The 22,070-nt window shown below is 73.4% G+C and carries 21 protein-coding genes; 3 read left to right on the top strand and 18 right to left on the bottom strand.

The window, feature by feature from the left end; genetic code table 11:
* Positions 1 to 116 precede the first annotated feature (116 nt).
* The 5 genes from ACFWZH_RS32910 to ACFWZH_RS32890 all read right to left on the bottom strand — a co-directional run bounded on the left by ACFWZH_RS32910 (position 117) and on the right by ACFWZH_RS32890 (position 4,963).
* Positions 117 to 332, bottom strand: coding sequence for an I78 family peptidase inhibitor (locus ACFWZH_RS32910; RefSeq protein WP_384439686.1), 216 nt, complete (start codon positions 330 to 332; stop codon positions 117 to 119).
* A gap of 411 nt (positions 333 to 743) precedes the next feature.
* Positions 744 to 1,757: a helix-turn-helix transcriptional regulator gene (locus tag ACFWZH_RS32905; protein ID WP_384439683.1), complete on the bottom strand. Its 1,014-nt coding sequence runs from the start codon at positions 1,755 to 1,757 to the stop codon at positions 744 to 746.
* A 107-nt stretch (positions 1,758 to 1,864) separates the two neighbouring features.
* Positions 1,865 to 2,857 carry a hypothetical protein gene (locus ACFWZH_RS32900; protein ID WP_384439680.1) on the bottom strand — a complete coding sequence of 331 codons (993 nt, stop codon included), beginning with the start codon at positions 2,855 to 2,857 and terminating at the stop codon, positions 1,865 to 1,867.
* Entirely contained in the window at positions 2,854 to 4,107 is a 1,254-nt protein-coding gene (locus ACFWZH_RS32895) for a glycosyltransferase family 4 protein (RefSeq protein WP_384439677.1), read from the bottom strand. The genes ACFWZH_RS32900 and ACFWZH_RS32895 overlap by 4 nt, the downstream gene beginning before the upstream one ends.
* 157 nt (positions 4,108 to 4,264) lie before the next feature.
* A complete protein-coding gene (locus ACFWZH_RS32890) occupies positions 4,265 to 4,963 on the bottom strand; it encodes a transglycosylase family protein (protein ID WP_384439674.1) in 699 nt (232 codons plus the stop codon).
* Positions 4,964 to 5,247: 284 nt separating this feature from the next.
* On the opposite strand from ACFWZH_RS32890, the gene ACFWZH_RS32885 reads away from it, so the two are divergent.
* Together ACFWZH_RS32885 and ACFWZH_RS32880 are read left to right on the top strand one after the other, a co-directional pair.
* Positions 5,248 to 6,057: a hypothetical protein gene (locus ACFWZH_RS32885; protein WP_384439671.1), complete on the top strand. Its 810-nt coding sequence runs from the start codon at positions 5,248 to 5,250 to the stop codon at positions 6,055 to 6,057.
* Between the two features lie 118 nt (positions 6,058 to 6,175).
* Positions 6,176 to 6,517: a hypothetical protein gene (locus tag ACFWZH_RS32880; RefSeq protein WP_384439668.1), complete on the top strand. Its 342-nt coding sequence runs from the start codon at positions 6,176 to 6,178 to the stop codon at positions 6,515 to 6,517.
* Between the two features lie 78 nt (positions 6,518 to 6,595).
* On the opposite strand, the gene der is transcribed toward ACFWZH_RS32880, so the two are convergent.
* The 5 genes from der to aroH form a co-directional block, all read right to left on the bottom strand.
* Complete coding sequence (der, locus tag ACFWZH_RS32875) at positions 6,596 to 8,056, bottom strand: ribosome biogenesis GTPase Der (RefSeq protein ID WP_384439665.1); 1,461 nt, start codon at positions 8,054 to 8,056, stop codon at positions 6,596 to 6,598.
* Between the two features lie 95 nt (positions 8,057 to 8,151).
* Complete coding sequence (locus tag ACFWZH_RS32870; protein WP_384439663.1) at positions 8,152 to 8,808, bottom strand: lysophospholipid acyltransferase family protein; 657 nt, start codon at positions 8,806 to 8,808, stop codon at positions 8,152 to 8,154.
* Positions 8,805 to 9,536, bottom strand: a complete 732-nt coding sequence (gene cmk / locus ACFWZH_RS32865; protein ID WP_384439660.1) for a (d)CMP kinase — start codon at positions 9,534 to 9,536, stop codon at positions 8,805 to 8,807. The genes ACFWZH_RS32870 and cmk overlap by 4 nt, the downstream gene beginning before the upstream one ends.
* Before the next feature lie 86 nt (positions 9,537 to 9,622).
* A complete protein-coding gene (locus ACFWZH_RS32860; RefSeq protein WP_384439657.1) occupies positions 9,623 to 10,708 on the bottom strand; it encodes a prephenate dehydrogenase in 1,086 nt (361 codons plus the stop codon).
* Complete coding sequence (gene aroH / locus ACFWZH_RS32855) at positions 10,705 to 11,067, bottom strand: chorismate mutase (protein WP_384439654.1); 363 nt, start codon at positions 11,065 to 11,067, stop codon at positions 10,705 to 10,707. Before aroH ends, ACFWZH_RS32860 begins: the two co-directional genes overlap by 4 nt.
* 235 nt (positions 11,068 to 11,302) lie before the next feature.
* On the opposite strand from aroH, the gene ACFWZH_RS32850 reads away from it, so the two are divergent.
* Positions 11,303 to 12,034 (top strand): DNA polymerase beta superfamily protein, encoded by a 732-nt coding sequence (locus ACFWZH_RS32850; protein ID WP_384439651.1) that lies wholly within the window; start codon positions 11,303 to 11,305, stop codon positions 12,032 to 12,034.
* Positions 12,035 to 12,073: 39 nt separating this feature from the next.
* Here the strand turns inward: ACFWZH_RS32850 and ACFWZH_RS32845 are convergent, their stop codons facing one another.
* The 8 genes from ACFWZH_RS32845 to ACFWZH_RS32810 all read right to left on the bottom strand — a co-directional run bounded on the left by ACFWZH_RS32845 (position 12,074) and on the right by ACFWZH_RS32810 (position 21,998).
* Entirely contained in the window at positions 12,074 to 13,120 is a 1,047-nt protein-coding gene (locus ACFWZH_RS32845) for an ADP-ribosylglycohydrolase family protein (protein WP_384439648.1), read from the bottom strand.
* Between the two features lie 126 nt (positions 13,121 to 13,246).
* Positions 13,247 to 14,368, bottom strand: a complete 1,122-nt coding sequence (locus ACFWZH_RS32840; RefSeq protein WP_384439645.1) for a pseudouridine synthase — start codon at positions 14,366 to 14,368, stop codon at positions 13,247 to 13,249.
* Positions 14,368 to 15,069: an SMC-Scp complex subunit ScpB gene (gene scpB, locus ACFWZH_RS32835; protein ID WP_384439642.1), complete on the bottom strand. Its 702-nt coding sequence runs from the start codon at positions 15,067 to 15,069 to the stop codon at positions 14,368 to 14,370. Before scpB ends, ACFWZH_RS32840 begins: the two co-directional genes overlap by 1 nt.
* A complete protein-coding gene (locus ACFWZH_RS32830) occupies positions 15,066 to 16,193 on the bottom strand; it encodes a segregation and condensation protein A (protein WP_384439639.1) in 1,128 nt (375 codons plus the stop codon). Before ACFWZH_RS32830 ends, scpB begins: the two co-directional genes overlap by 4 nt.
* 181 nt (positions 16,194 to 16,374) lie before the next feature.
* Positions 16,375 to 17,025 (bottom strand): hypothetical protein, encoded by a 651-nt coding sequence (locus ACFWZH_RS32825; protein WP_384439636.1) that lies wholly within the window; start codon positions 17,023 to 17,025, stop codon positions 16,375 to 16,377.
* Positions 17,022 to 18,038, bottom strand: a complete 1,017-nt coding sequence (locus ACFWZH_RS32820) for a ParA family protein (RefSeq protein ID WP_384439633.1) — start codon at positions 18,036 to 18,038, stop codon at positions 17,022 to 17,024. The genes ACFWZH_RS32825 and ACFWZH_RS32820 overlap by 4 nt, the downstream gene beginning before the upstream one ends.
* 492 nt (positions 18,039 to 18,530) lie before the next feature.
* Complete coding sequence (gene ald / locus ACFWZH_RS32815) at positions 18,531 to 19,646, bottom strand: alanine dehydrogenase (RefSeq protein WP_384439701.1); 1,116 nt, start codon at positions 19,644 to 19,646, stop codon at positions 18,531 to 18,533.
* 168 nt (positions 19,647 to 19,814) lie between these two features.
* Positions 19,815 to 21,998: a tetratricopeptide repeat protein gene (locus ACFWZH_RS32810; protein WP_384439630.1), complete on the bottom strand. Its 2,184-nt coding sequence runs from the start codon at positions 21,996 to 21,998 to the stop codon at positions 19,815 to 19,817.
* Positions 21,999 to 22,070 lie beyond the last annotated feature (72 nt).

Here is a 22,070-nt window from a genome sequence, read left to right as displayed (position 1 = left end):
CCGCCCCCGCCCCACACCCCCCGGGGGGCCGGTACCCACACCCCCCCCCCCCCACCCCAGGCCCCCGGCCGCTCCCCTCTGGAGCGGCCGGGGCCCTGGTCGTCCGCGCGGGGCGCTCAGCCCTGCCAGCTGCGGTGCACCGCACCGTCCTCGACCTCGAAGTTGAGCCGGCCGGCGAGGTACTCCATGGTGATGATCGCGCCCGGCGGCAACGAGCGGACGGTGGTCCAGCCGCGCGCCCTGGCCCGCTCCTCGGCGTCCTGCCGGTCGAGGCCGACATACGCCCCGATGTCGTCCTGCGGGTTGTTCGGAAGGTTCGGTACATCAGACATGACAGCCACCGTAGGCGCCCGTCCCGGCCCGCGGAAGGCCCGTCCGTCGCACACCTCGGTGTCTTTCGTGTCCGTCGATGGTCACACTTGTGTCACAGCATACGTTCGGGCGTTTGCCGGAACTTCCGTCACCCGTACGCGCCGTGCGATGGGGCAACCGGGTGGAATATAAAACCGCCCCAATTCCGCCTTGATCAAATACGGAACGAGCGCCTCCGCGCCGGGCGACGCGACGCACACCGGTTCGGAAATCAACCCGCCGGCAACGACGGATTCCCTTTACCCGACGCCGTTTATCAGCCGTCCGAAAATTGGCCAACGCGACACACTCCACACACATTTCCCGCACATCGCCCAGAGCGTCGTCCGCTGCCCCTCCCCCGGCATCCGCCCGTCGACCCACCCGTCCGGCTACCGGCCCTCGGGCTCCGGATCCGCACCGCCCTGCGGCCGGGCGGCAGGCGGCGCCGGCGCCAGCGCCCGGGAGAGCCGGTCCCTGATCTCCCGGATGCCGGCCAGCAGCTCCGGCGGCTCACGGACCTCGAAGTCGAATCCGGTCAGCACGAGGTGGACCACCATCGCCTCGAGGCTGGGCGCCCCGGTGCGCAGCAGGCAGTGGTGCTCGTCGACCGCCTCCAGCACCCCGGCGGACGGGCTGATGCGCGCCGCGGCCTCCTCGGCCGAGGCGTGCAGCAGCACGGTGGCCCGCTCGGCGTACACCCGGGTGGAGACGCCCTGCGAGACGTACCCGGCCAGGTCCTCGGCCGGAGGGGTACGGGGCGGAACGCGGGGGCCGTGCGGCGGGGTGAGGGTGATCCGGTCGGCACGGTAGGTGCGCCAGTCCGCGCGGTCGGCGTCCCAGGCGACGAGGTACCAGCGGCGCTGGGCGCAGACCAGCCGGTGCGGTTCGACGGTGCGGCGGGTGACCGTGCCGTCGTGCGCCTCGTACGCGAACCGCAGGCACTGGGAGTCGCGGCAGGCGTGCGCGAGCTCGGTGAGGAGGCCCGGGTCCACCCGGGGGCCGCGGCCGCCGAGCATCGGGACGGTGAAGGCGTTCAGCGCGCCGACCCGGCGCCGCAGCCGGTGCGGCAGCACCTGCTCCAGCTTCGCCAGCGCCCGTACGGAGGTCTCCTCGATGCCCTCGACGCCGCCGGCGGCCGCCGTGCGCAGCCCGACGGCGACCGCCACCGCCTCCTCGTCGTCCAGCAGCAGCGGGGGGAGTTCGGCGCCGGCGCCGAGCCGGTAGCCGCCGGCCGTCCCGGGCGCGGAGTGGACGGGGTAGCCCAGCTCGCGCAGCCGGTCGACGTCCCGGCGCACCGTGCGCGGGGTGACGTCGAGCCGGGCGGCGAGGTCCGCGCCGGACCACTCCCGGTGGGCCTGCAGCAGCGAGAGCAGGCGGAGCAGACGTGCCGAGGTCTCCAACATGCCCGAAGTCTCGCAGTGTTCGCGGACAGCCGCGGTCCTCGATGCCGCCGCGGGGGCCGCCGCTGTCCGGGACCGCCGCTGTCCGGGGCCACCGCGGCGGACGCCCGTCAGCTCCCGTCCGGTCCGGCGACCCGTACGGCCAGGTCGTTGTCGAGCGTGTAGTACGGGCCGATCCTGACCTGGCCGGCCGCGCACCGCACCGGCAGCGCCGGATAGCTGAAGACCTGCTTCTTGTCCGCGACATCGTCCAGCAGGCGGGCGATCCGGACCGGCCGGGCGCCGTCGGCGGGGCGCAGCCACAGGTCCCAGGGCTCGGTGCCCTGCGCCCAGTGGGCGGCCAGCTCCTCGTAGGGCAGCGTGAAGGCGAACTCCGGGCCGTCGACGGTCAGCGGGACGGTGACGGCTGCCGGGACGTCGCCCGGACGCCCGGGTATGCGCCGGGCGCGGGCCTCGGCGTGGGCGCCGGCGGCCGGGACGGCACCGTAGAGCCGGCCGGAGACCGTCATGCCGTCGGGCCCCACGAGGATGTCGCCGGCCTCGGCGTGCGGCCCGCGCAGCCAGCTGCGCAGCGCGAGATTGCCGAACTTGGTCGCGTACGGGATCCGTACCCCGAGCCGTCCGATGCCCGCCAGCGGACGGCGGTCCACCAGCGAGCGCAGGTCGTTGACGCCGGGCAGCAGGCGCCGGGGGTCCTGGCCGTCGCCCAGGTCCGCGTAGGCGTTCCAGCGGCCCTCGGCGAGCGCGACGGTGCTGGGCAGCACGGCGCGCAGCCGGCCGGCGCCGTTCGGGCCGAGCGGCAGCCGCACCTCGTCGTCCGCGCCGTCGCCGCCGCGCAGCCGCAGCACCAGCGCCGCGCTCCAGGCGGCCGCGGTGCCCTCCGGGGCGGTCAGATCGAAGGTGAGGCCGCCCGCGGAGTCGGCGATGCAGTCCGCCCGCAGTTCGCCGGGCGCACTCGCCCCGCCGGCGCGCCCCCGCGGCGCGGCGGACCGCCGCTCGCCGCCTTCGCCGCCCGCGCCCGCCGCGGCCGTGGGTTCCTGATCGATGGCGGCCGACTCCTTCGTCTCGTTTCCGCTCGCGGTCAACTGGCTCGACCCCGTCATGCCGTCCGCACCCCTCCCAGCACGGTGCGGGCCGCGTCCTTGGTGGCGTAGGCGCCACTGAGCAGCGCGCCCCTGGCCCGATGCAGCCCGCCACGCAGCCGGTTGGCCCGTCGGCGCGCCAGCAGCTCGTCGAAGAGGGCCTCATAGCGCCCGGCGACCCGGTCGGGGTCGAAGCGGGCGGAGGCGGCCAGCGCCGCGCGGCCCATGCGCTTGCGGGCGTCGTCGTCGTTGATCAGCGAGAGCAGCGAGCCGGCCATCGCCTGCGCATCGCCGACCGGCACCAGCCTGCCGTCCACCCCGTCGGCGATGATCTCGCCGGGCCCGTGCGGGCAGTCCGTGGCCACGACCGGCAGACCGCACCGCATCGCCTCGACGATCGTCATCCCGAAGGACTCCAGGCTGGAGGAGACCGCGGCGATCGAGCCCTTGGCCCACTCGGGCTCCAAGGGGTTGGCCGGGCCCATCAGGAAGACGTGGTTGTACAGGCCGAGTTCGTCTATCAGAGCCCGCAGCGCGGCCTTCTCGGCCCCGCCGCCGTATATCCGCAGCCGCCAGTCGGGGCGCTCCGCGGCGACCTGCGCGAAGGCCCGGATGAGGACGTCGTAGCGCTTGACCCGGGCGAGCCGGCCGGCCGCGACCACCCACTTGCCGCTGCCGTCGCAGGGCTCGAGGGCGGGCGCGGGCACGCTGTTGGGCACCGCCTCGATGCGCACTCCGGGCAGCCGCAGCCCGCTGCGGTAGGCGCGGGCATCGGCCTCGGTGACGGTGGTGACCGCGTCCAGGCGCGGATAGGCGCCGCGCAGCGCCAGTTTGAGCGCCCGGCTGTGGGTGTCCAGGGTCAGGTGCTCCTGGCCGATGCGGACCGGCCCGCGGCGCGTCTGCCGGGCGATGTGCACATTGAGTCCGGGCCGGGTGCCGACCACCACGTCCGCCTCCGTGTGCCGCAGGTGCTGGGCGATCCGGCGGTCGGTGAGCTCGCTGTACTGGGCGAAGCGGCCCTCGGCGGCGGGGAAGACCCTGGCGGGACGGGCGTGCGCGGGGTCGGCGCCGTCCGGTCCGGCCTCCCGGATGTCCACGAGGTGCCGCAGCGCGACGCGGGGGCCGAGGTCGAAGACCGGGGCGTCGCGGTGGCGCAGCACGGAGACGATCTCGACGTCGTGCCGCTCGGCGAGCGTGCGGGCCAGATTGAACGTCGTGCGGATCGTCCCCCCTATCCCGTATGCGTTGTGAATCAGGAATGAGATGTGCATCCGTCCCCGTGTCCCCTGGTCTTCCGGTCGTTCCCGCGCTGCCCGCGGACGACGTCGCGCTCCCCTCCCGATGGCGCGACGCGTCCTGTTCACTGCAGGGGAAGACCGCGAAACGGGGTTCCAGGTTGGGGGCTTTCGCCAAGATGTTCCGAAAGAGTTAGGGCATCGGTAGCGACAGCAGGGAACCTTCGGGCCACAATTCCCATCCCTCCTCCGAGGCCGCATGCTGGTGCTGCCCCTTGTGCCCGTGGGCGGCCGGTCCGGGAAGCACCAGCCTGGTCCCGACCCGCAGCCGGTTCGGGTTGGCGCCCACGATCGCCCTGTTGGCCTTGTACAGCGCCCGCCAACCGCCCTTGACGTGGTGGGTGCGGGCGATCTCGCCGAGCGTGTCCCCGCGCCGCACGACGTACGTACGGGCCTTGGCGAGCAGGCCGTAGCGCCTGGCGCACACGGGCCAGGCGCCCCAGCCCTGGGCGGCCTGCACCTTCTTGGCGATGTGGATCTGCTCGTCGCGGGTGGCGAGGTCGGCCCGCCGCGCGTAGCGGAGCCCGCCGAACGCCTCCCAGGTGGGCTGCCAGAACTGCAGGCCGCCGTAGTAGCCGTTGCCGGTGTTGGTGCGCCAGTCGCCGCTGCTCTCGCACTCGGCGAGGCAGCCCCAGGGCCACTGGTCGTCGGCGCAGGCGTGACGTTTCTTCGCGCCGCCGCCACCACCGCCGCCGTCGCCACCGCCACCGCCGTCCGGCCCCACGCCGGCGGCCGCGCCACCGGGGAGGCACAGGACCACGGCCGTGACCACCGCGGTGAGCAGCCCCGCGGATCCCACGTGGCGCCGTGGCGCCGAAGAGTTGTCCGACATAGCCGGTGACGGTAAGCAGCCGTCCGCCGCCGACCGCCGCGCCGCGCCCTCCACGCCCCGGTCCCACCCGCTCCGGTGTACAAAACGCCGCCAACTGCGCCACCTTCTACGCGAAAGCTGGCGGTAAGTGACCGGTTCCTAGGCGCCTTTCCTTGGTTTTCCGCTGTGCGGGGATTGGTTCGATTCTGTTCCCGTCGTCGCGTGACTCCTGCCGCAGGTCACCCGTTGTCCTTGTACGAGCCGGGAGACCGCCCGGCAGACGCACAGAGATCGAGGAGCCACCCGTGCCGCGCATGCTCGACGTCAGCGACGACGTTCGCGCCGAGATCGGCGACGAAGAAGCCGACCGCCTGCTGGCCGGTGGCGACGCCCCCGGCAGCTACGACTGCACCTCCTGCCGCACCCCGGGCGACAGCGAGCAGGAGCGCACCAGCACCGTCCTGTTCGTGGGCGAGGAGACCGCGGTACTCGCGTTCGCCCATGCCACATGCATCCCCTCGCAGGTCGTCCCGGTGTCGGAGGAGCAGCTCCAGGGAGCCGTGCGCTCCATCACCGGCGAGGACGCCGCCCCCCGTACCCCTGGACCGGCCACCGCGCCGACCGGCCCGGCTCCCACCAACGAACGCCAGGCGACCCTCGGGATCACCTGCGGTCTGGTGCTGATCGAGGGCGATCTGCGCCCCGCCCTGGTGGTCGAGCCGGACGGTCCGATCGCCCGCCCCGGCTCCGCCGGCCTGAGCGACGACTTCCTTCCGCTCCTGATGGAGCAGGGCTTCCAGCCGGTGAAGGACATGAACCGGCTCCCCACCCTCAACCCGGGCTGGTCCGCGCTGCTGGCCATGGGCAAGCTGCACGCCGTCCTGCAGCCCGGCAGCGCCGGCAGCCAGGCCGCCTGGTGGCAGGCCCACCAGCCGCTGGCGGTCTCCGACGGCTGGCGCGCCGCCGCCAACAAGGCCCAGACGGTGCTGATGTACGCCGCGCCGGCGGGCACCATCGGCCATCAGCCCCGTGAGGACCTGATGCGGCAGGCGCTGGAGGAGGCCGCCGCGCAGGACGCCCTGGTCGCCGCGGCGATGCCGCTGGCCGGCACCTGACCTTCCCGTGCCACCCGATCGCGGGGGCGGGACCGCCGATTCGGCCGGTCTGCCCTCGCGATCGGCCATTTCCGCAGGAAAGCCGCATCCCGCGGCCATCGGGGTCGTTGGCACATACGTGCACGCATACGACCCCTCCTCCCGCGCCCCGTACTCCCACCAGATCCCCGGCATGCGCCCGTCGCACGACCACGGGCCGACGCACACGACTGACCGCGGCTCGGCCACGCCGATCTATGACGCGCTGTACGCCGAATACCGCCGCTCCTTCCGGGCCCTGCCCGGGGACCGTTCGGACGAGCCGGAGACCTCGGAGACGCTGCGCGGCACGGGGAACTGGGGCCGTACGACGGCCTCCACGGGCCACTGGGAGGTCGTGGGCCGCCAGCCGTACCACCCGCGCGGCCACGTCCCGGCGCTGCCCCCCGGTCAGCGCGACGGCCGCCAGCACGGCCGCTGAGCCCCTCCCGGGCCGGCGTCGCGCCAGGCGGCCGCGTCGGCGCCCGGGGCGTCCCGGTCGGCCGGGACGCCCCGCTCGCTACTTCTTCTTGGTGCGCTTCTCGCGCACCCGCACCGAGATGTGGATCGGCGTCCCGTCGAAGCCGAACTCCTCGCGCAGACGGCGCTCGATGAAGCGGCGGTAGCCGGCCTCCAGGAAGCCGGAGGCGAACAGGACGAAGCGCGGGGGCTTGGTGCCGGCCTGGGTGCCGAAGAGGATGCGGGGCTGCTTGCCGCCCCGGATCGGGTGCGGGTGGGAGGCCACGATCTCGCCGAGGAAGGCGTTCAGCCGCCCGGTGGGGATGCGGGTCTCCCATCCGGCCAGCGCGGTCTCGATCGCCGGGACCAGCTTCTCCATGTGGCGGCCGGTGCGCGCGGAGACGTTCACCCGCATCGCCCACGGAACCTGGACGAGGTCCCGCTCGATCTCGCGCTCCAGGTAGAAGCGGCGCTCCTCGTCGAGGGTGTCCCACTTGTTGTAGGCGATGACCAGGGCGCGTCCGGCCTCCACGGCCATCGTGATGATCCGCTGGTCCTGGACGCTGATGGACTCCCCCGCGTCGATCAGGACGACCGCGACCTCGGCCTTCTCCACGGCCGCGGCGGTGCGCAGCGAGGCGTAGTAGTCGGCGCCCTCCTGGAGGTGGACCCGACGGCGGATACCGGCGGTGTCCACGAACTTCCAGGTCTTGCCGCCCAGTTCGATCATCTCGTCGACCGGGTCGCGGGTGGTGCCGGCCAGCTCGTTGACCACCACCCGCTCCTCACCGGCGACCTTGTTCAGCAGCGAGGACTTGCCGACGTTCGGACGGCCGATGAGCGCGATCCGGCGGGGGCCGCCGACGGTCTGGCCGAAGGTCTGCGCGGGCGCCTCGGGCAGCGCCTCCAGCGCGGCGTCGAGCATGTCGCCGGTGCCCCGGCCGTGCAGCGCGGAGATCGGGTGCGGCTCGCCGAGGCCCAGCGACCACAGCATGGCGGCGTCGGCCTCGCCGGACGGGCCGTCGACCTTGTTGGCGACCAGGACCACCGGCTTGCCGGCGCGGCGCAGCAGCTTGACGACGGCCTCGTCGGTGTCGGTCGCACCGACCTTGGCGTCGACGACGAAGACGACCGCGTCCGCGGCCTCGATGGCGAACTCGGCCTGCATCGCGACCGAGGCGTCGATGCCGAGCACGTCCTGCTCCCAGCCGCCGGTGTCGACGACCTTGAAGCGGCGGCCGTTCCAGTCGGCCTCGTAGGTGACGCGGTCACGGGTGACGCCCGGCTTGTCCTCGACGACCGCCTCGCGGCGGCCGATGATGCGGTTCACCAGGGTCGACTTGCCGACGTTGGGGCGGCCGATGACGGCGAGGACGGGCAGCGGGCCGTGGCCGGCCGCGGCGATGTCGCCCTCGACCTCCTCGAGGTCGAAGCCCTCCTGCGCGGCGAGCTCCATGAACTCCGCGTACTCGGCGTCGCCAAGCGCACCGTGCTCGTCGCCGGTGGGGATCTGGTCGTTCATGAAGTCCGTTCCTCACGCATTCAATGTGCGGCTGCCGCCGCGTGGTCTTCGTGAGCGGTGGGCCGCTCGTCCGCGGTCCACTGCTCAAGTGTGGGTCAGCGCCCGGTCAGGCGCCGTGCCTCGGCCAGGTGGGCGGTGAGCCGCTCCTGGATGCGTACCGTCGCCTCGTCGAGCGCCTTGCGGGTGCGCCGCCCCGTGCCGTCGCCCGCCTCGAAGGCGTCGCCGAAGACGACGTCGATACGGGCCCGCAGCGGTGGCACGGCCGACGTCAGCCGGCTGTGGCGGTCCCTGCCGCCGAGCACCGCCACCGGCACGACCGGCGCCCCGGAGCGCACCGCGAAGTACGCCAGGCCCGCCCGCAGGGAGGCGAAGTCCCCCTCGCCGCGAGTGCCTTCCGGGAAGATCCCCAGCACCCCGCCGTCCTCCAGCACCCCGAGCGCGTCGGTGATCGCCTTGCGGTCGGCGGTGCTGCGGTCCACCTTCAGCTGCCCGATACCCCGCAGGAACGGGTCCAGCGGGCCGACGAAGGCTTCCTTCTTGATCAGGAAGTGCACCGGCCGGGGCGCGGTGCCCATCAGCATCGGGCCGTCGATGCCGTGCGAGTGGTTGACCGCGAGGATCACCGGGCCGGACGACGGCACCCGCCAGGCGCCCAGCACCCGCGGTCGCCACAGGCCGTACATCAGGCCGATGCCGATCCGCCGGCCGAGCGCGGCACCCGCGGCGCTCGGCGCCCCGCCCCGGTCGGTCACCGCGCGAGTCCCGCCTTTTCGGCGCTGACGCCCTCGATGAGGGTGACCACGCACTCGATGACCTGCTCCAGCGACAGCTCGGTGGTGTCCACCTCGACCGCGTCGTCCGCCTTGGCCAGCGGGGAGGTCTTGCGGGAGGAGTCCGCGGCGTCCCGCTTGATCAGCGCCTCGCGGGTGGCGGCCAGGTCGGTGGCCTCCTTGCCCTTGAGCTCGCCGCTGCGGCGGGCCGCCCGGGCCTCCGGGGAGGCGGTCAGGAAGATCTTGAGGTCGGCGTCCGGCAGGACCGTGATGCCGATGTCCCGGCCCTCGACGACGATGCCGCGCGGCGCCGAGGCGGCGATGGAGCGCTGCAGGTCGGTGATCAGGGCCCGCACCTCGGGGACCGCGCTGACGGCGCTGACCGCGGCGGTGACCTCCTGGGTGCGGATCGGGCCCGCGGCGTCCAGGCCGTCGACCGTGATGGTCGGGGCGGCCGGGTCGGTGCCGGAGACGATCACGGGCTTGGCGGCGGCGTCGGCCACGGCGGTCGCGTCCTGGACGTCGATACCGTTGCTCAGCATCCACCAGGTGATCGCGCGGTACTGGGCACCGGTGTCGAGATAGCCGAATCCCAGCTTGGCGGCGACGGCCTTGGACGTACTGGACTTGCCCGTGCCTGCGGGGCCGTCGATGGCGACAATCACTGCAGCCGGGGCGGTCCGAGCGGCGGTTTCCACGGTGACGAACACCTTTCTTGTTACACGGGGCGGGGGTCCAAGGCCATGAGGGCCTCGCACAAGGTTACTGGCTCACCCGCACGGCGCCGTCCACGGTCTCATTGCCGGATGGACCAGCCCCGCTCCCGCAGCTCCGCGGTCAGCCCCGGCACCGCCTGCGGCTCGACCATGAGCTGGATGAAGCCCGCCTGCTGACCGGTGGCGTGCTCGATGCGGACGTCCTCGATGTTGACCCCGGCGCGGCCGGCGTCGGCGAAGATCCGGGCCAGCTCGCCGGGCTGGTCGCCGATGTAGACCGCGACGATCTCGTACGCGGCCGGGGCGGCGCCGTGCTTGCCCGGGACCCGCTCGCGCCCGGCGTTGCCGCGCCGCAGCACGTCCTCGATGCCGCCGGCGCCGCTGCCGCGCTTCTCCTCGTCGGCGGACTCCAGGGCGCGCAGGGAGCGTACGGTCTCGTCCAGATCGGCGGCGATCTCGGCGAGCACGTCGGCGACCGGGCCGGGGTTGGCGGACAGGATGTCGATCCACATCGCCGGATCGGAGGCCGCGATCCTCGTCACATCCCGGATGCCCTGGCCGCACAGCCGCACGGCGGTCTCGTCGGCGCCCTTGAGACGGGCGGCGACGAGGCTGGAGAGCAGCTGCGGGGTGTGCGAGACCAGGGCCACGGCGCGGTCGTGGGCGTCCGCGTCCATCACCACGGGGACGGCCCGGCACAGCGCGACCAGCTCCAGGCCGAGGTTGAGCACCTCGGTGTCGCCGTCGCGGGTCGGGGTGAGCACCCAGGGGCGGCCCTCGAAGAGGTCGGCGGTGGCGGCCAGCGGACCGGAGCGCTCCTTCCCGGCCATGGGGTGCGTGCCGAGGTAGCCGGTCAGATCGCAGCCCATCGCCTCCAGCTCGCGGCGCGGGCCGCCCTTGACGCTGGCGACGTCGATGTACGCGCGGGCCGCGCCGCGCCGTATGGCGTCGGCCAGCGCCGCCGCGACATGGGCCGGCGGCACGGCCACGATGGCCAGGTCGACCGGCCCGGGGGGCGCCTCGGCGACGCCCGCGCCGAGCGCGGCGGCCGTCAGGGCCTGGGCCTGGTCGTGGTCCTCCAGGAAGACCTGCACGCCCCGTGCGTTGAGCGCGAGGGCGGCCGACGTGCCGATCAGGCCCGTTCCGATGACGAGTGCGGTCCTCACTGCGCGATGTCCTTTCGCAGCGTCCCGGCCGCGCCGAGGTAGACATGGGCGATCCCGGCCTTGGACAGGTCGGTCTCGACATGGGCGAGCACCCGCACCACGCGCTCCATGGCGCCGGTGACGGCCAGCTCCTGGGCGCAGATCAGCGGGACGTCCGTGATGCCCAGGGCGCGCGCGGCGACGGCCGGGAAGTCGCTGTGCAGATCCGGGGTGGCGGTGAACCACACGCTGATCAGGTCGTCCACGAGCAGCCCGTTGCGCTCCAGAATGGCGGTGAGCAGCTCGCCGACCTGCTCCTGCATATGTCCGGCGTCGTCCCGCTCCAGCTGGACGGCCCCGCGGACCGCTCGTACCGCCACGTCACTGCTCCCCTTGCGTCGTGTGCCGCGTTCACGCACCTGTGCACGCACTGATCAGCGTAACCAGCCGCACTGACATTCCGTACACGACGGGTGACCGTGCAGCGGGCCGGGAGGGCGGTGCACGGGTGCGGCGAGCGGCCGTGCACCGGTGGTGATCGGCCGCGTACCGGCCCCGCACCCCGGCGCGCAAACCTGGTGACACATCACCCCTCCCCCGGCCACAATCGCCGCCATGTCCGCAGCCATCGGCCAATCGGGCCACTCACTGGTCGCCGAGCACACCATCTACGCGTGTGTGATGGGCTCGCGCGCCTTCGGGCTGGCCACCGCGAGCAGCGACACCGACCGGCGCGGGGTGTACCTCGCCCCGACCAGGCTCTTCTGGGGCTTCGAGAAGCCGCCGACCCATGTGGAGGGGCCCCGCGAGGAGGAGTTCTCCTGGGAGCTGGAACGCTTCTGCCAGCTGGCGCTGCGCGCCAACCCCACCGTCCTGGAGTGCCTGCACTCCCCCCTCGTCGAGCGCCTCGACGGCACCGGACGGGAGCTGCTCGCGCTGCGCGAGGCGTTCCTGTCCCGCCAGGTCCACCGCACCTTCGCCGGCTACGCCACCGGGCAGCTCAAACAACTGCGGGCCGATCTGCGGCGGCACGGCGCGCCCCGCTGGAAGCCCGCCATGCACCTGCTGCGCCTGCTGACCTGCTCACGGGATCTGCTCCGTACGGGCGCGCTGACGCTGGACGTCGGCGACGAACGGGAGGAGCTGCTGGCGGTCCGGCGCGGCGAGGTGGCCTGGGACGTGGTCGAGCGGCGGATGGCGCGGCTGTCGGAGGAGGCCGAGGCGGCGGTGTCCGGCTCACCGCTGCCGGCCGAGCCGGACCGGGCCCGGGTCGCCGATTTCCTCTTCCGGGCCCGGCGGGCCTCGGCTCTTGGCCAAGGAGGCTCCTCGGCGTCCGGGGCCGCCTGACGGGCCCGGGGTCTTGGGGCCTGTCAGGCGGGTCGGGGCCTAGGCGTCCCAGGCCGCCCCGAGCGCCAGCAGCTCGTCGCGGTACTCGATACGGGCGGCCCACTCCTCGGGCCAGGCGCCGGCACCGAGGTGGGCGCCGGCGAAGGCCCCGGTGAGGCAGGCGATCGAGTCGGAGTCGCCGGAGGTGCAGGCGGCCCGGCGCAGCGCGGTGAGCGGCTCGTCGGGGAAGAGCAGGAAGCACAGCAGTCCGGTGGCCAGCGCCTCCTCCGCGATCCAGCCGGCGCCGGTGGCCAGACAGGGATCGGCCTCGGTGTCCGGTGCGGCCAGCGCCGCCTCCAGCCGGTCCAGGACGCCCAGGCACTCGTCCCAGCCGCGGGCGGTGAACGCGGTCGGCGACGGGTCCTGGCCGCGCTGCCACAGATCGCCGAGCCAGTCCTCCCGGTAGACGGTGCGCCGCCCGTGGGCGTACGCGCGCAGCAGGCCGGGCAGTTCGGCGGGCCGGGCGCCGTCCGCGAGGGCGCGCACCGCGCGGGCGGTCAGATCGCTCGCGGCGAGCGCGGTGGGGTGCCCGTGGGTCAGCGCGGACTGCAGCTGGGCGGCGCCGGAGCGCTGCTGCGGGGTCAGTCCCGGCACGAGGGCGACGGGCGCGACCCGCATGTTGGCGCCGCAGCCCTTCGACCCGATCTGGCTGGCCTCGGCCCATGGCCGGTCCGGGTCGCCGAGCAGCTCGCAGGCGCGCAGACAGGTGCCGCCCGGCGCCCGGTTGTTGTCGGGCGAGCGCCACCAGGCGACGTACTCCTCGCGCACCGGGGGTACGAGGCGCTCCGGAGCCGGCTCGCCGCCCGCCAGGGCCGTTCGCAGCCCGCGCCCCAGCGCCAGGGTCATCTGGGTGTCGTCGGTGACGATGGCGGGGTCGGGCAGCGCCATCCGCCGCCACGGGCCGCACTTGGCCAGGATCGCCGGCACGTCGTTGAACTCGGTGGGAAAGCCGAGCGCGTCACCGAGCGCCAGCCCGATCAGCGCGCCGGTCGCCGCCGACTTGGATCCCGCCCCGCCCGTGGACCGGGCCGCCCCCGTGAACCGCATGAAAAACCACCCCTTAATCGTCATGGTGACGTTAAGGGGTGGTGGGGTGGTGGCGCAAGGGCGACCCCGGCGCGCCGCCGGGAGTCGCCCACGGGGCCCGGTGGCGGACCCCGGCGGCGTGGGCCCCTACAGCTCGACCTCGCGCATCAGCATGCCGACCTCGGTGTTGGTCATCCGGCGCAGCCAGCCCGACTTCTGGTCGCCCAGCGCGATCGGGCCGAAGGCCGTCCGCACCAGCTTGTCGACGGGGAAGCCGGCCTCGGCGAGCATCCGGCGCACGATGTGCTTGCGGCCCTCGTGGAGGCTCACCTCGACGAGGTAGTTCTTGCCGGTGTTCTCCACGACGCGGAAGTGGTCGGCGCGGGCGTAGCCGTCCTCCAGCTGGATGCCGTCCTTGAGCTGCTTGCCCAGGTCGCGCGGGAGCGGGCCCTGGATGGCGGCCAGGTAGGTCTTCTTGACGCCGTAGCGCGGGTGCGTCAGGCGGTGCGCCAGCTCACCGTGGTTGGTGAGCAGGATGATGCCCTCGGTCTCGGTGTCCAGCCGGCCGACGTGGAACAGCCGCGTCTCGCGGTTGGTGACGTAGTCGCCCAGGCACTGGCGGCCGTCCGGGTCCTCCATCGTGGAGACGACACCGGCCGGCTTGTTCAGCGCGAAGAAGAGGTACGACTGGGTGGCGACCGTCAGGCCGTCGACCTTGATCTCGTCCTTCTCCGGGTCGACCCGGACGCCCTGCTCCGTGACGATGCGGCCGTTGACCTCGACGCGCGCCTGGTCGATCAGCTCCTCGCAGGCCCGCCGCGAGCCCATACCGGCCCGGGCCAGCACCTTCTGCAGCCGCTCGCCCTCCTGGTCCCCGAACGTCTTGGGGGTCTTGACCTGCGGCTTGTTGTGCCGCGCGCGGTTGCGCTCCTCGACCTGGGCGTCGTACTCACGCGGACGCGCGGGCGCCTGGCCGCGGCCGCGCTGGGGACCGCCGCCCTTGCCGCCCGGACGGGCACCCTTGGAGGCGGCGCCCGTACGGGGGCCGCCCTTGGCACCGCCCCGGGCCGCCGCGCCCCGGCTGCCGCCGCCCTTGCGCTCGTCCTTCCGCTCCGAGGAGCCGCCGGCCCCGCCGGTGCCGCCCACGTCGTAGCGGCGCTCCTCAGGGCGGGGGCGGCCGGAGCGCTGCTGCTTCTCGTCCTTCTTGTTGCCCGCGCCGCGGTAGTTGCCGCGCCCGCTGTCCCTGTTGTTCCTGCCGCTGCTTCGCATCAATGATCCGTCTGAGAGTCGCCGCTGTCGTCTACGTCGAACGACGGGATACCTTCCGCGGAGTCACCCTCGACCGCGTCCGCCTCCGGGAGGAACGGTGCGAGCTCAGGGAGCTCGTCCAGGCCGCGCAGGCCCATCCGCTCCAGAAAGTAATTCGTCGTCCTGTACAGGATCGCACCTGTTTCAGGTTCCGTCCCCGCCTCCTCCACCAGGCCGCGCTGGAGGAGCGTGCGCATCACACCGTCACAGTTGACTCCGCGAACGGCCGAGACACGGGAACGGCTGACCGGCTGACGGTACGCGACCACGGCCAGAGTCTCCAATGCGGCCTGCGTGAGCCGGGCCTGCTGGCCGTCCAGGACGAAGCTCTCCACCGCGTCCGCGTACTCGGCACGGGAGTAGAAGCGCCAGCCGCCGGCCACCAGGCGGAGGTCGAAACCGCGGCCCTCGCGGGCGTAGTCGTCGGACAGCTCGCGCAGCGCGAGCGCGACCGCCCGCCGGGTCCGCTGCAGCACCCTGGCCAGGTGCTCCTCGGTCGCCGGCTCGTCGACGACCATCAAGACGGCCTCCAGCGCGGGCTTCAGCGCCAGCTCGGCGACGCCCAGCGCCCCCGCCGGCGCCTCGGAGTCCGCCTCGCGGCCGCCGCCGTCCGCACCGGCCTCGGTGATGTCGTACGCCTCGCCACCGGCCGTGCCGCTCATGCCCGCTCCTCTTCCGCTCGCCCGCCCTGCTCCGCCTCCGAGGCGCGCTGCGACGGTTCCTGGTCGAACTCGTCGGTGACCACCGGCTCGGCCCCCTCCGCGCCCGTCCAGCGCACCGTCAGCGCCCCCAGGGCCTCCTCCTGGTCCAACATCACCACCCGCTCCCGGTAGAGCTCCAGCAGGGCCAGGAAGCGCGCCACGACGGTCAGGGTGTCCGGCGCGTCCGCGACCAGCTCCTGGAAGGTGGTCTCGCCCGCCTCCCGCAGCCGCGCCATCACCACCTCGGCCTGCTCCCGCACGCTCACCAACGGCGCGTGGATGTGATCGACGTAGACCTGCGGCTTGGCCTTGGGCTGCATCGCCTTGACCGCGAGCCCGGCGAAGCCCTCGGCCCCGATGCTGATCACGACCTCGGGCAGCAGCTCGGCGTGGTGCGGCTCCAGCCCGACCGTACGGGGGTGGCGGCGCGCCTCGTCCGCCAGCCGGCCGCTGAAGATGTCCGCGATGCGCTTGTAGGCGCGGTACTGCAGCAGCCGGGCGAAGAGCAGATCACGGGCCTCCAGGAGCGCGAGGTCCGCCTCGTCCTCCACCTCGGCCGCGGGCAGCAGCCGGGCGGCCTTCAGATCCAGCAGCGTCGCCGCGACGACGAGGAACTCGGTGGTCTGATCCAGGTCCCAGTCCGGCCCCATGGCCCGGATGTGCGCCATGAATTCATCGGTCACCTTGGACAGCGCGACCTCGGTGACATCCAGCTTGTGCCGGGAGATCAGCTGCAGCAGAAGATCGAAGGGGCCCTCGAAGTTGTCGAGACGCAGGGTGAAGGTCGTGTCGCCGCCCTCACCGGGAGCCTCCTGGGAGGCGGCCGCCACCGGGAGCTCACCGGCGGGCCCGGCCTCGTCCACCGGCTCCGGCGCGGCCGCCGGCTCCGCAGCGGTCACCTCGGGCTCGTCCGTCACCTCAGGCGCAGCCGCCGGCTCCGGTGCCTCCGGTGCCACAGGCGCCTCGTCCGCGACCGGCGCCTCGTGAACGACAGGTGCTTCGTCCGCCACCGGCCCCGCACCCGGCCCGCGCCCGAGAGGTCTGCGGGCGCGGGGCGCGGGGGTGTCGTCGTTGGTCGTCGGCATCGCGGTCCATGGTGCTGCGGTCCCGTGCCGGTGGCGACGGGCTGGTCACGCGCGGGATGACCCGCGAAGAAGGCAGGCTATCCCGCGTCGCCCGCACAAACGCCGTCGACCGGCCCCGACGCGGCCGAGCCCCACCCGGCGGGACGTTTTTGCACCGCGGCGACACCGCCCGGGCACCGCCTCAGCGGCCGCGGAGCCGCCGTACCAGGATGCTGGCGTCGCCCCGCGACTCCAGGTCGGCGAGGACGACGGCGACCGCCTCACGGACGATCCGGCCGCGGTCGACGGCGAGGCCGTGCTCGCCGCGCAGCACCAGGCGGGCGTGTTCCAGGTCCATGAGCTCCTCGGCGGAGACATAGACGGTGATCTTCTCGTCGTGCCGTTCCCGGCCGCTGGGGCGGCGGTTGGCGCCGCGGCCGCCTCCGCGACGGCGGCCCTGGCCGCCGGCCTGTACGGCCGCCGCGGCGGCGTCCGGACCCGAGGAGCCGGACTGACCCGCCTGGGCCCGGTGGCCCTTGGCGCCGTCGCCGTCCCCCTCACGGCCGCTGTGCTCGCCCGGGGGCGCGACCGCGGGCACCCGGGGCGGGGTCGCCGGGCCGCCGTCGCCGGCCGTCGCCTCCGAGCCGCCGCCGCCCGAGCGCCGCTGCCGGACGGCGGTGCCCGCCTCCGGCGCCTCCGACGCCGGTTCGGGCTCGCCGGCCGGCGCCGGCACACGGGTCGCCTCGCCGTTGGCCGCGGCCGCCGAACCGTTCGTGGTGCGACGGGGGCTGGAGGGCTGCAGCCCCACTCCCCCGGTGGTACGGAACAGTTCGTCGGCTCCCGGCAAACTCACTCGGCGTGACACCGGGCGAGCACCTCCCTGGCGAGCTGGCGATAGGCGGCGGCACCGACGGAGTTGGAGGCGTACGTGGTGATCGGCTCGCCCGCGACCGTGGTCTCGGGGAAGCGGACCGTACGGCCGATGACGGTGTGGTAGACGTGGTCGTCGAAGGCCTCGACGACGCGCGCCAGCACCTCACGGCTGTGCACCGTACGGGAGTCGTACATCGTCGCCAGGATGCCGTCCAACTCCAGCTCGGGGTTGAGTCGCTCCTGGACCTTCTCGATCGTCTCGGTGAGCAGCGCGACACCGCGCAGCGCGAAGAACTCGCACTCCAGCGGCACGATGACCTTGTGAGCCGCCGTCAGCGCGTTGACGGTGAGCAGACCGAGGGAGGGCTGACAGTCGATCACGATGTAGTCGTAGTCGGCCAGCAGCGGCTTCAGGGCCCGCTGCAGCGTCGACTCCCGGGCGACCTCGCTGACCAACTGCACCTCTGCCGCTGACAAATCGATATTGCTGGGCAGCAGGTCCATGTTGGGGACCGCGGTCTTCAGGAGCACCTCGTCGGCCGACATGCCCCGCTCCATGAGCAGGTTGTAGACCGTCAGGTCGAGCTCCATCGGGTTGACGCCGAGTCCGACCGACAGGGCACCCTGCGGGTCGAAGTCGACGAGCAGCACCCGTCGTCCGTATTCGGCGAGTGCGGCACCCAGGTTGATGGTCGAGGTGGTCTTGCCGACCCCGCCCTTCTGGTTGCACATCGCGATGATTTTCGCCGGCCCGTGCTCCGAGAGCGGGCCGGGGATGGGGAAGTAGGGGAGCGGGCGTCCGGTCGGGCCGACGCGTTCGCGGCGCTGGCGCGCGGCGTCCGGCGCGAGCGTCGCGGCATATTCGGGGTCCGGCTCGTACTCCGCGTCCGGATCGTAGAAGTGCCCCTGGGGCAGGTCGTCGTAGTCGGCGAGACGGGCGGGTTCTCCACTGCCCCGGTCGCCGGCCATGGCGTTCACGTGATGGCCGTCCATACTCTGGTGGGCTGTCGTGGAAATGCTCTGGTGGGCTGCGAAGGTGTGGACCGCTACGGAGCCGACAGCCTCGAGCCCCGAGGGACCCTGGCCCCGTGCAACCGCTCCTGGGTGACCGCCTCCGGGAGTAAATGTCGACTCATTCACAAGTCGTCTTACCTCCTTGGACGTGACCAGGAAACTTTATCGATAGGTCAGCGTGGCACCATGCCGACGGTTGGCGACTCTATGGCGTGTCGGGCGTCCGCAGCAACACAATCCACCGGACCCGGCACGATGTGTCGGTAACCGGACCCCCCGATGTCAAGGGCGCGAGCAGTATCGGACCGATGTTTCGGGGGTACGCGAATCGGTTAAAGGGTTACGTTCGCGGCGAGTTGAGAGACGACGTTCCGGAACGGCGCACATCGCGGGGCGCACACGCGACCGGCCGGGCCCTGTCGCCAAGGCCCGGCCGGATGTGCAGCGTTGACACGCTTCGTTGACGCGACCTCAGCCGAGGAGGGTGCGCAGCTCGACGTGCTCGAGGCCGTGGGCCTCGGCGACGGACTGGTAGACCACCTTGCCGTCGTGCGTGTTCAGGCCCTTGGCCAGCGCCGGGTCACGGCGCAGCGCCTCGACCCAGCCGCGGTTCGCCAGCTCCACGATGTAGGGCAGCGTGGCGTTGGTGAGGGCGTAGGTGGAGGTGTTCGGCACCGCGCCGGGCATGTTGGCGACGCAGTAGAAGACCGAGTTGTGGACCTCGAAGGTCGGCTCGGCGTGCGTGGTGGGACGGGAGTCCTCGAAGCAGCCGCCCTGGTCGATCGCGATGTCGACAAGGACACTTCCGGGCTTCATCTTGGCGACGAGCTCGTTGGTGACCAGCTTGGGGGCCTTGGCGCCGGGGATCAGGACGGCACCGACGACGAGGTCGGCCTCGACGACGGCCTTCTCCAGCTCGTAGGCGTTGGAGACGATCGTCTGCACCTTGGTGCCGAAGATCTTGTCGGCCTCGCGGAGCTTGTTGATGTCCTTGTCGAGCAGGGTGACGTGGAAGCCGAGGCCCACGGCGATCTGCACCGCGTTCCAGCCGGAGACGCCACCGCCGATGACGACGGCCTTGCCGGCGGCGACACCGGGCACACCACCGGGCAGCACGCCGCGGCCGCCGGCCTGGCGCATCAGGTGGTACGCGCCGACCTGCGGGGCGATCCGGCCCGCGACCTCGGACATCGGGGCGAGCAGCGGCAGAGCGCGGCCGGCCGTCTCGACGGTCTCGTAGGCGATGGCGGTGGTGCCGGACTCCAGCAGGGCGTCCGTGCACTCCTTGGAGGCGGCCAGGTGCAGGTAGGTGAAGAGCGTCTGGTCCTTGCGGAGGCGGTGGTACTCCTCCGCGATCGGCTCCTTGACCTTCAGCAGCAGGTCGGCGGTGCCCCAGACCTCGTCGGCGGTGCCGAGGATGGTGGCACCGGCGGAGACGTACTCCTCATTCGTGATGGACGAGCCGAGACCGGCGTCCTTCTCGATGAAGACCTGGTGGCCGTGGCGGACGAGTTCGTTGACTCCGGCGGGCGTGATGGCCACGCGGAACTCGTTGTTCTTAACCTCGCGGGGGATGCCGACCTTCACGTCGATCACGGTCCTTGAATGAGAGGGTGCAGGAGGAATTATCCCCTCATGCGATGCATGACGGAACTGACCGCGCCGTACGCGGCCCAGCCAGTCTATTGAAGGACCTGCTCTTGTCTAGCCTTGCAAAGCATTAATTTCTGCCAGAGGCACTACCGATTTCGCAGGTCACTCCGGGTGATCTTCGAGGAGGCGCTCCCCCACGGCGCGATGGACCCCTGCCGCTGCCGGGTCTCCGAGCCGTTCGAGGGTGTCCGCAATCCGCAGCTGGAGGGTCGCCTGAAGCCGTCCGTCGTCCGCTTTGCGGGCGGTTTCGAGCGCCTCCAGGCAGGTCCGCAACGCCTCCTCGGGCCGTCCCGCGCGCTCCTGGACCCGGGCCACCTCCCCCATCGCCCGCGCCTGGCCGGCCGTCTCGCCGAGCCGGCGATGCGTCCTTGCGGCCGCCCGCCACTCCTTGAGCGCCTCCCCCCACCGCCCTGCGCAGACGTACACACCGCCGATCCGGCCGTGCAGCCGCGCCGCCGCACCGGCCTCGCCGCGGGCGAGCCGCAGCTCCAGCGCCCGCCCGAACCAGTCGGCGGCCCGCTGCCAGTCGCCCAGTTCGGTGTAGGTCTCCCCCAGCGACTCCAGCGCCCGCACGGTGGCCACCGGGTCCTTCACCGAACGGGCCGCCTCCAGAGCGCCCCGGTAGCGGGCGGCCGCCTGAGCGGTCCGGCCCGCCTGGCCGTCCAGATCGGCGAGGTTGAGCAGCGCGGCGGCCTGCTCGCGGGCCAGCCCGCGCCGCTCGGCGACCTTCAGGACGAGCCCGTGCAGCGCATAGAGGTCGGGCGCCGCGGCCTTCGGCCCCCGGTGCGCGAGCAGCGTCCTGGTCAGCGCGGCCATCAACCGCCGGTCCAGGGTGTCCAGTTCACCGTCCGCGACGGCGATCCGGGCGGCGTCGAGCAGCGCGCCGCGGCGGCTGCGCAGCCACTGGGCGGCGGCGCTCGGGGAGCTGAAGCGCAGCGAGCGGGGCAGTGCGGCGACCTGCCGGCGGGCGGGGGAACCGTCCGGCTCGCCCATCGCCCGGCACGACTGCAGCAGCCGTACGGTCCGCTCCAGCATCCGGGCCCGGGCCAGCTGGATCTCGGCCGGCCGTTCGTGCTCCCGCAGCAGTTCGCGCACCAGCGCATCGAGGCAGCCGGGGAGGCGGTACCGCGGGAGCAGCGCGGCGTCGGGCGTACGGGTGCCGGGATCGGCCTCGTCCCCGGAGGAGAGCGGCCGCAGCAGGCCGAGCGCGGCGAAGTCGCCCAGCGCCGTGGCCGCCGCGGCCACCGAGCAGCCGGCCAGCGCGGAGGCGATCTGCGCGTCCACGAGGCCGTCCGGCGCCAGGGTGATCAGCCGCAGTATCCGCGCGGCGGTCGGCGGCAGCGCGGCGTGGGCGAGGTGGAAGGCGCGGAACAGCGGGCGGGCGCCGCTGGGCAGGTCGTCGGGCAGCGGGACGGCGTCCAGCGCCTGGCGCAGATCGGCGACCGAGGACTTGGGGCGGGCGGCGAGCCAGGCACCGGCCAGGACCAGCGCGGCGGGCTGGCCACCGCAGATCTCGGCGACGCTCTCGGCGGTCCGCGGGTCGACGGTGATCCGGGTCGGTCCGGCGTAGCGGGCGAGGACCTCGACGCAGGCCGTGCTGTCCAGGCCGCCCAGGGCGCACGGCCGGACGTCCGGAATGCCGGTCAGCGGCCCCTGGGAGACCACCAGCACCAGGCAGTCCGGGGCGTCCGGCAGCAGCGGCTCTACCTCGTCGGCGCCCGGGGCGTCGTCGAGGAACAGCAGGGCACGGCGCCCGGCGAGCGCAGCGCGCAGCCGCTCGGTCAGCTCGTCGTCCGCGGCGCCCGGCGGGGCGTCCTCGCCGAGGTCGGCCAGCAGGTCGCGGGCGGTGCGCCCGGTGTCGGCCGGCCGGGCGCCCGGCCCGGTCAGCGTCGCCCGCAATACCCCGTCGGGGTAGCCGTCGGCCAGCTCGCGCAGCAGTTCCTCGGCGAGCGCCGTACGGCCGGAGCCGGGGCGTCCGGCGATCAGCAGCACCCGGCTGCGCGCGCCCTTGCGTCCGGAGAGGGTGTCCAGACCGGCCCGGGCGATGTCGGCGCGCAGCTCCTTGAGCTCACGGCGGCGGCCGGCGAACCCCGTGGCCGACCGCGCGGACCCGGGTCCGCCCCGCTCGAACGGGGTGGCGGGCTTGGGGAGGGGGGCCGGGACGGCGGGGCGGGCGGCGGCATCGTCCCGGCGGGGCCCCGTGTCCGACCGGCCCGCTGCCGCCGCGGCGGGCACGCCCGCCGTCCCCGGCGGGAGGTGCTCCCCGCCCACCGCCTGATCCGTCACCGGTCACGCTCCGTCCACCTGCGCGTACGAGCCCGCCCGCGAGCGCGGACGGGGTCGCCGTCGAGCGTAGTT

The organism is Streptomyces sp. NPDC059008, assembly GCF_042749045.1.
Lineage (GTDB): Bacteria > Actinomycetota > Actinomycetes > Streptomycetales > Streptomycetaceae > Streptomyces.
This window is presented reverse-complemented; position numbering and strand designations above follow the sequence as displayed.

Excerpts from the sequence above, each read along its gene's own strand:
- ACFWZH_RS32910 (WP_384439686.1), bottom strand. The coding sequence starts at position 332 with ATGTCTGATGTACCGAACCTTCCGAACAACCCGCAGGACGACATCGGG.
- ACFWZH_RS32905 (WP_384439683.1), bottom strand. The coding sequence starts at position 1,757 with ATGTTGGAGACCTCGGCACGTCTGCTCCGCCTGCTCTCGCTGCTGCAG.
- ACFWZH_RS32900 (WP_384439680.1), bottom strand. The coding sequence starts at position 2,857 with ATGACGGGGTCGAGCCAGTTGACCGCGAGCGGAAACGAGACGAAGGAG.
- ACFWZH_RS32895 (WP_384439677.1), bottom strand. The coding sequence starts at position 4,107 with ATGCACATCTCATTCCTGATTCACAACGCATACGGGATAGGGGGGACG.
- ACFWZH_RS32890 (WP_384439674.1), bottom strand. The coding sequence starts at position 4,963 with ATGTCGGACAACTCTTCGGCGCCACGGCGCCACGTGGGATCCGCGGGG.
- der (WP_384439665.1), bottom strand. The coding sequence starts at position 8,056 with ATGAACGACCAGATCCCCACCGGCGACGAGCACGGTGCGCTTGGCGAC.
- ACFWZH_RS32850 (WP_384439651.1), top strand. The coding sequence starts at position 11,303 with ATGTCCGCAGCCATCGGCCAATCGGGCCACTCACTGGTCGCCGAGCAC.
- ACFWZH_RS32845 (WP_384439648.1), bottom strand. The coding sequence starts at position 13,120 with ATGCGGTTCACGGGGGCGGCCCGGTCCACGGGCGGGGCGGGATCCAAG.
- ACFWZH_RS32840 (WP_384439645.1), bottom strand. The coding sequence starts at position 14,368 with ATGCGAAGCAGCGGCAGGAACAACAGGGACAGCGGGCGCGGCAACTAC.
- scpB (WP_384439642.1), bottom strand. The coding sequence starts at position 15,069 with ATGAGCGGCACGGCCGGTGGCGAGGCGTACGACATCACCGAGGCCGGT.
- ACFWZH_RS32830 (WP_384439639.1), bottom strand. The coding sequence starts at position 16,193 with ATGCCGACGACCAACGACGACACCCCCGCGCCCCGCGCCCGCAGACCT.
- ACFWZH_RS32820 (WP_384439633.1), bottom strand. The coding sequence starts at position 18,038 with ATGGACGGCCATCACGTGAACGCCATGGCCGGCGACCGGGGCAGTGGA.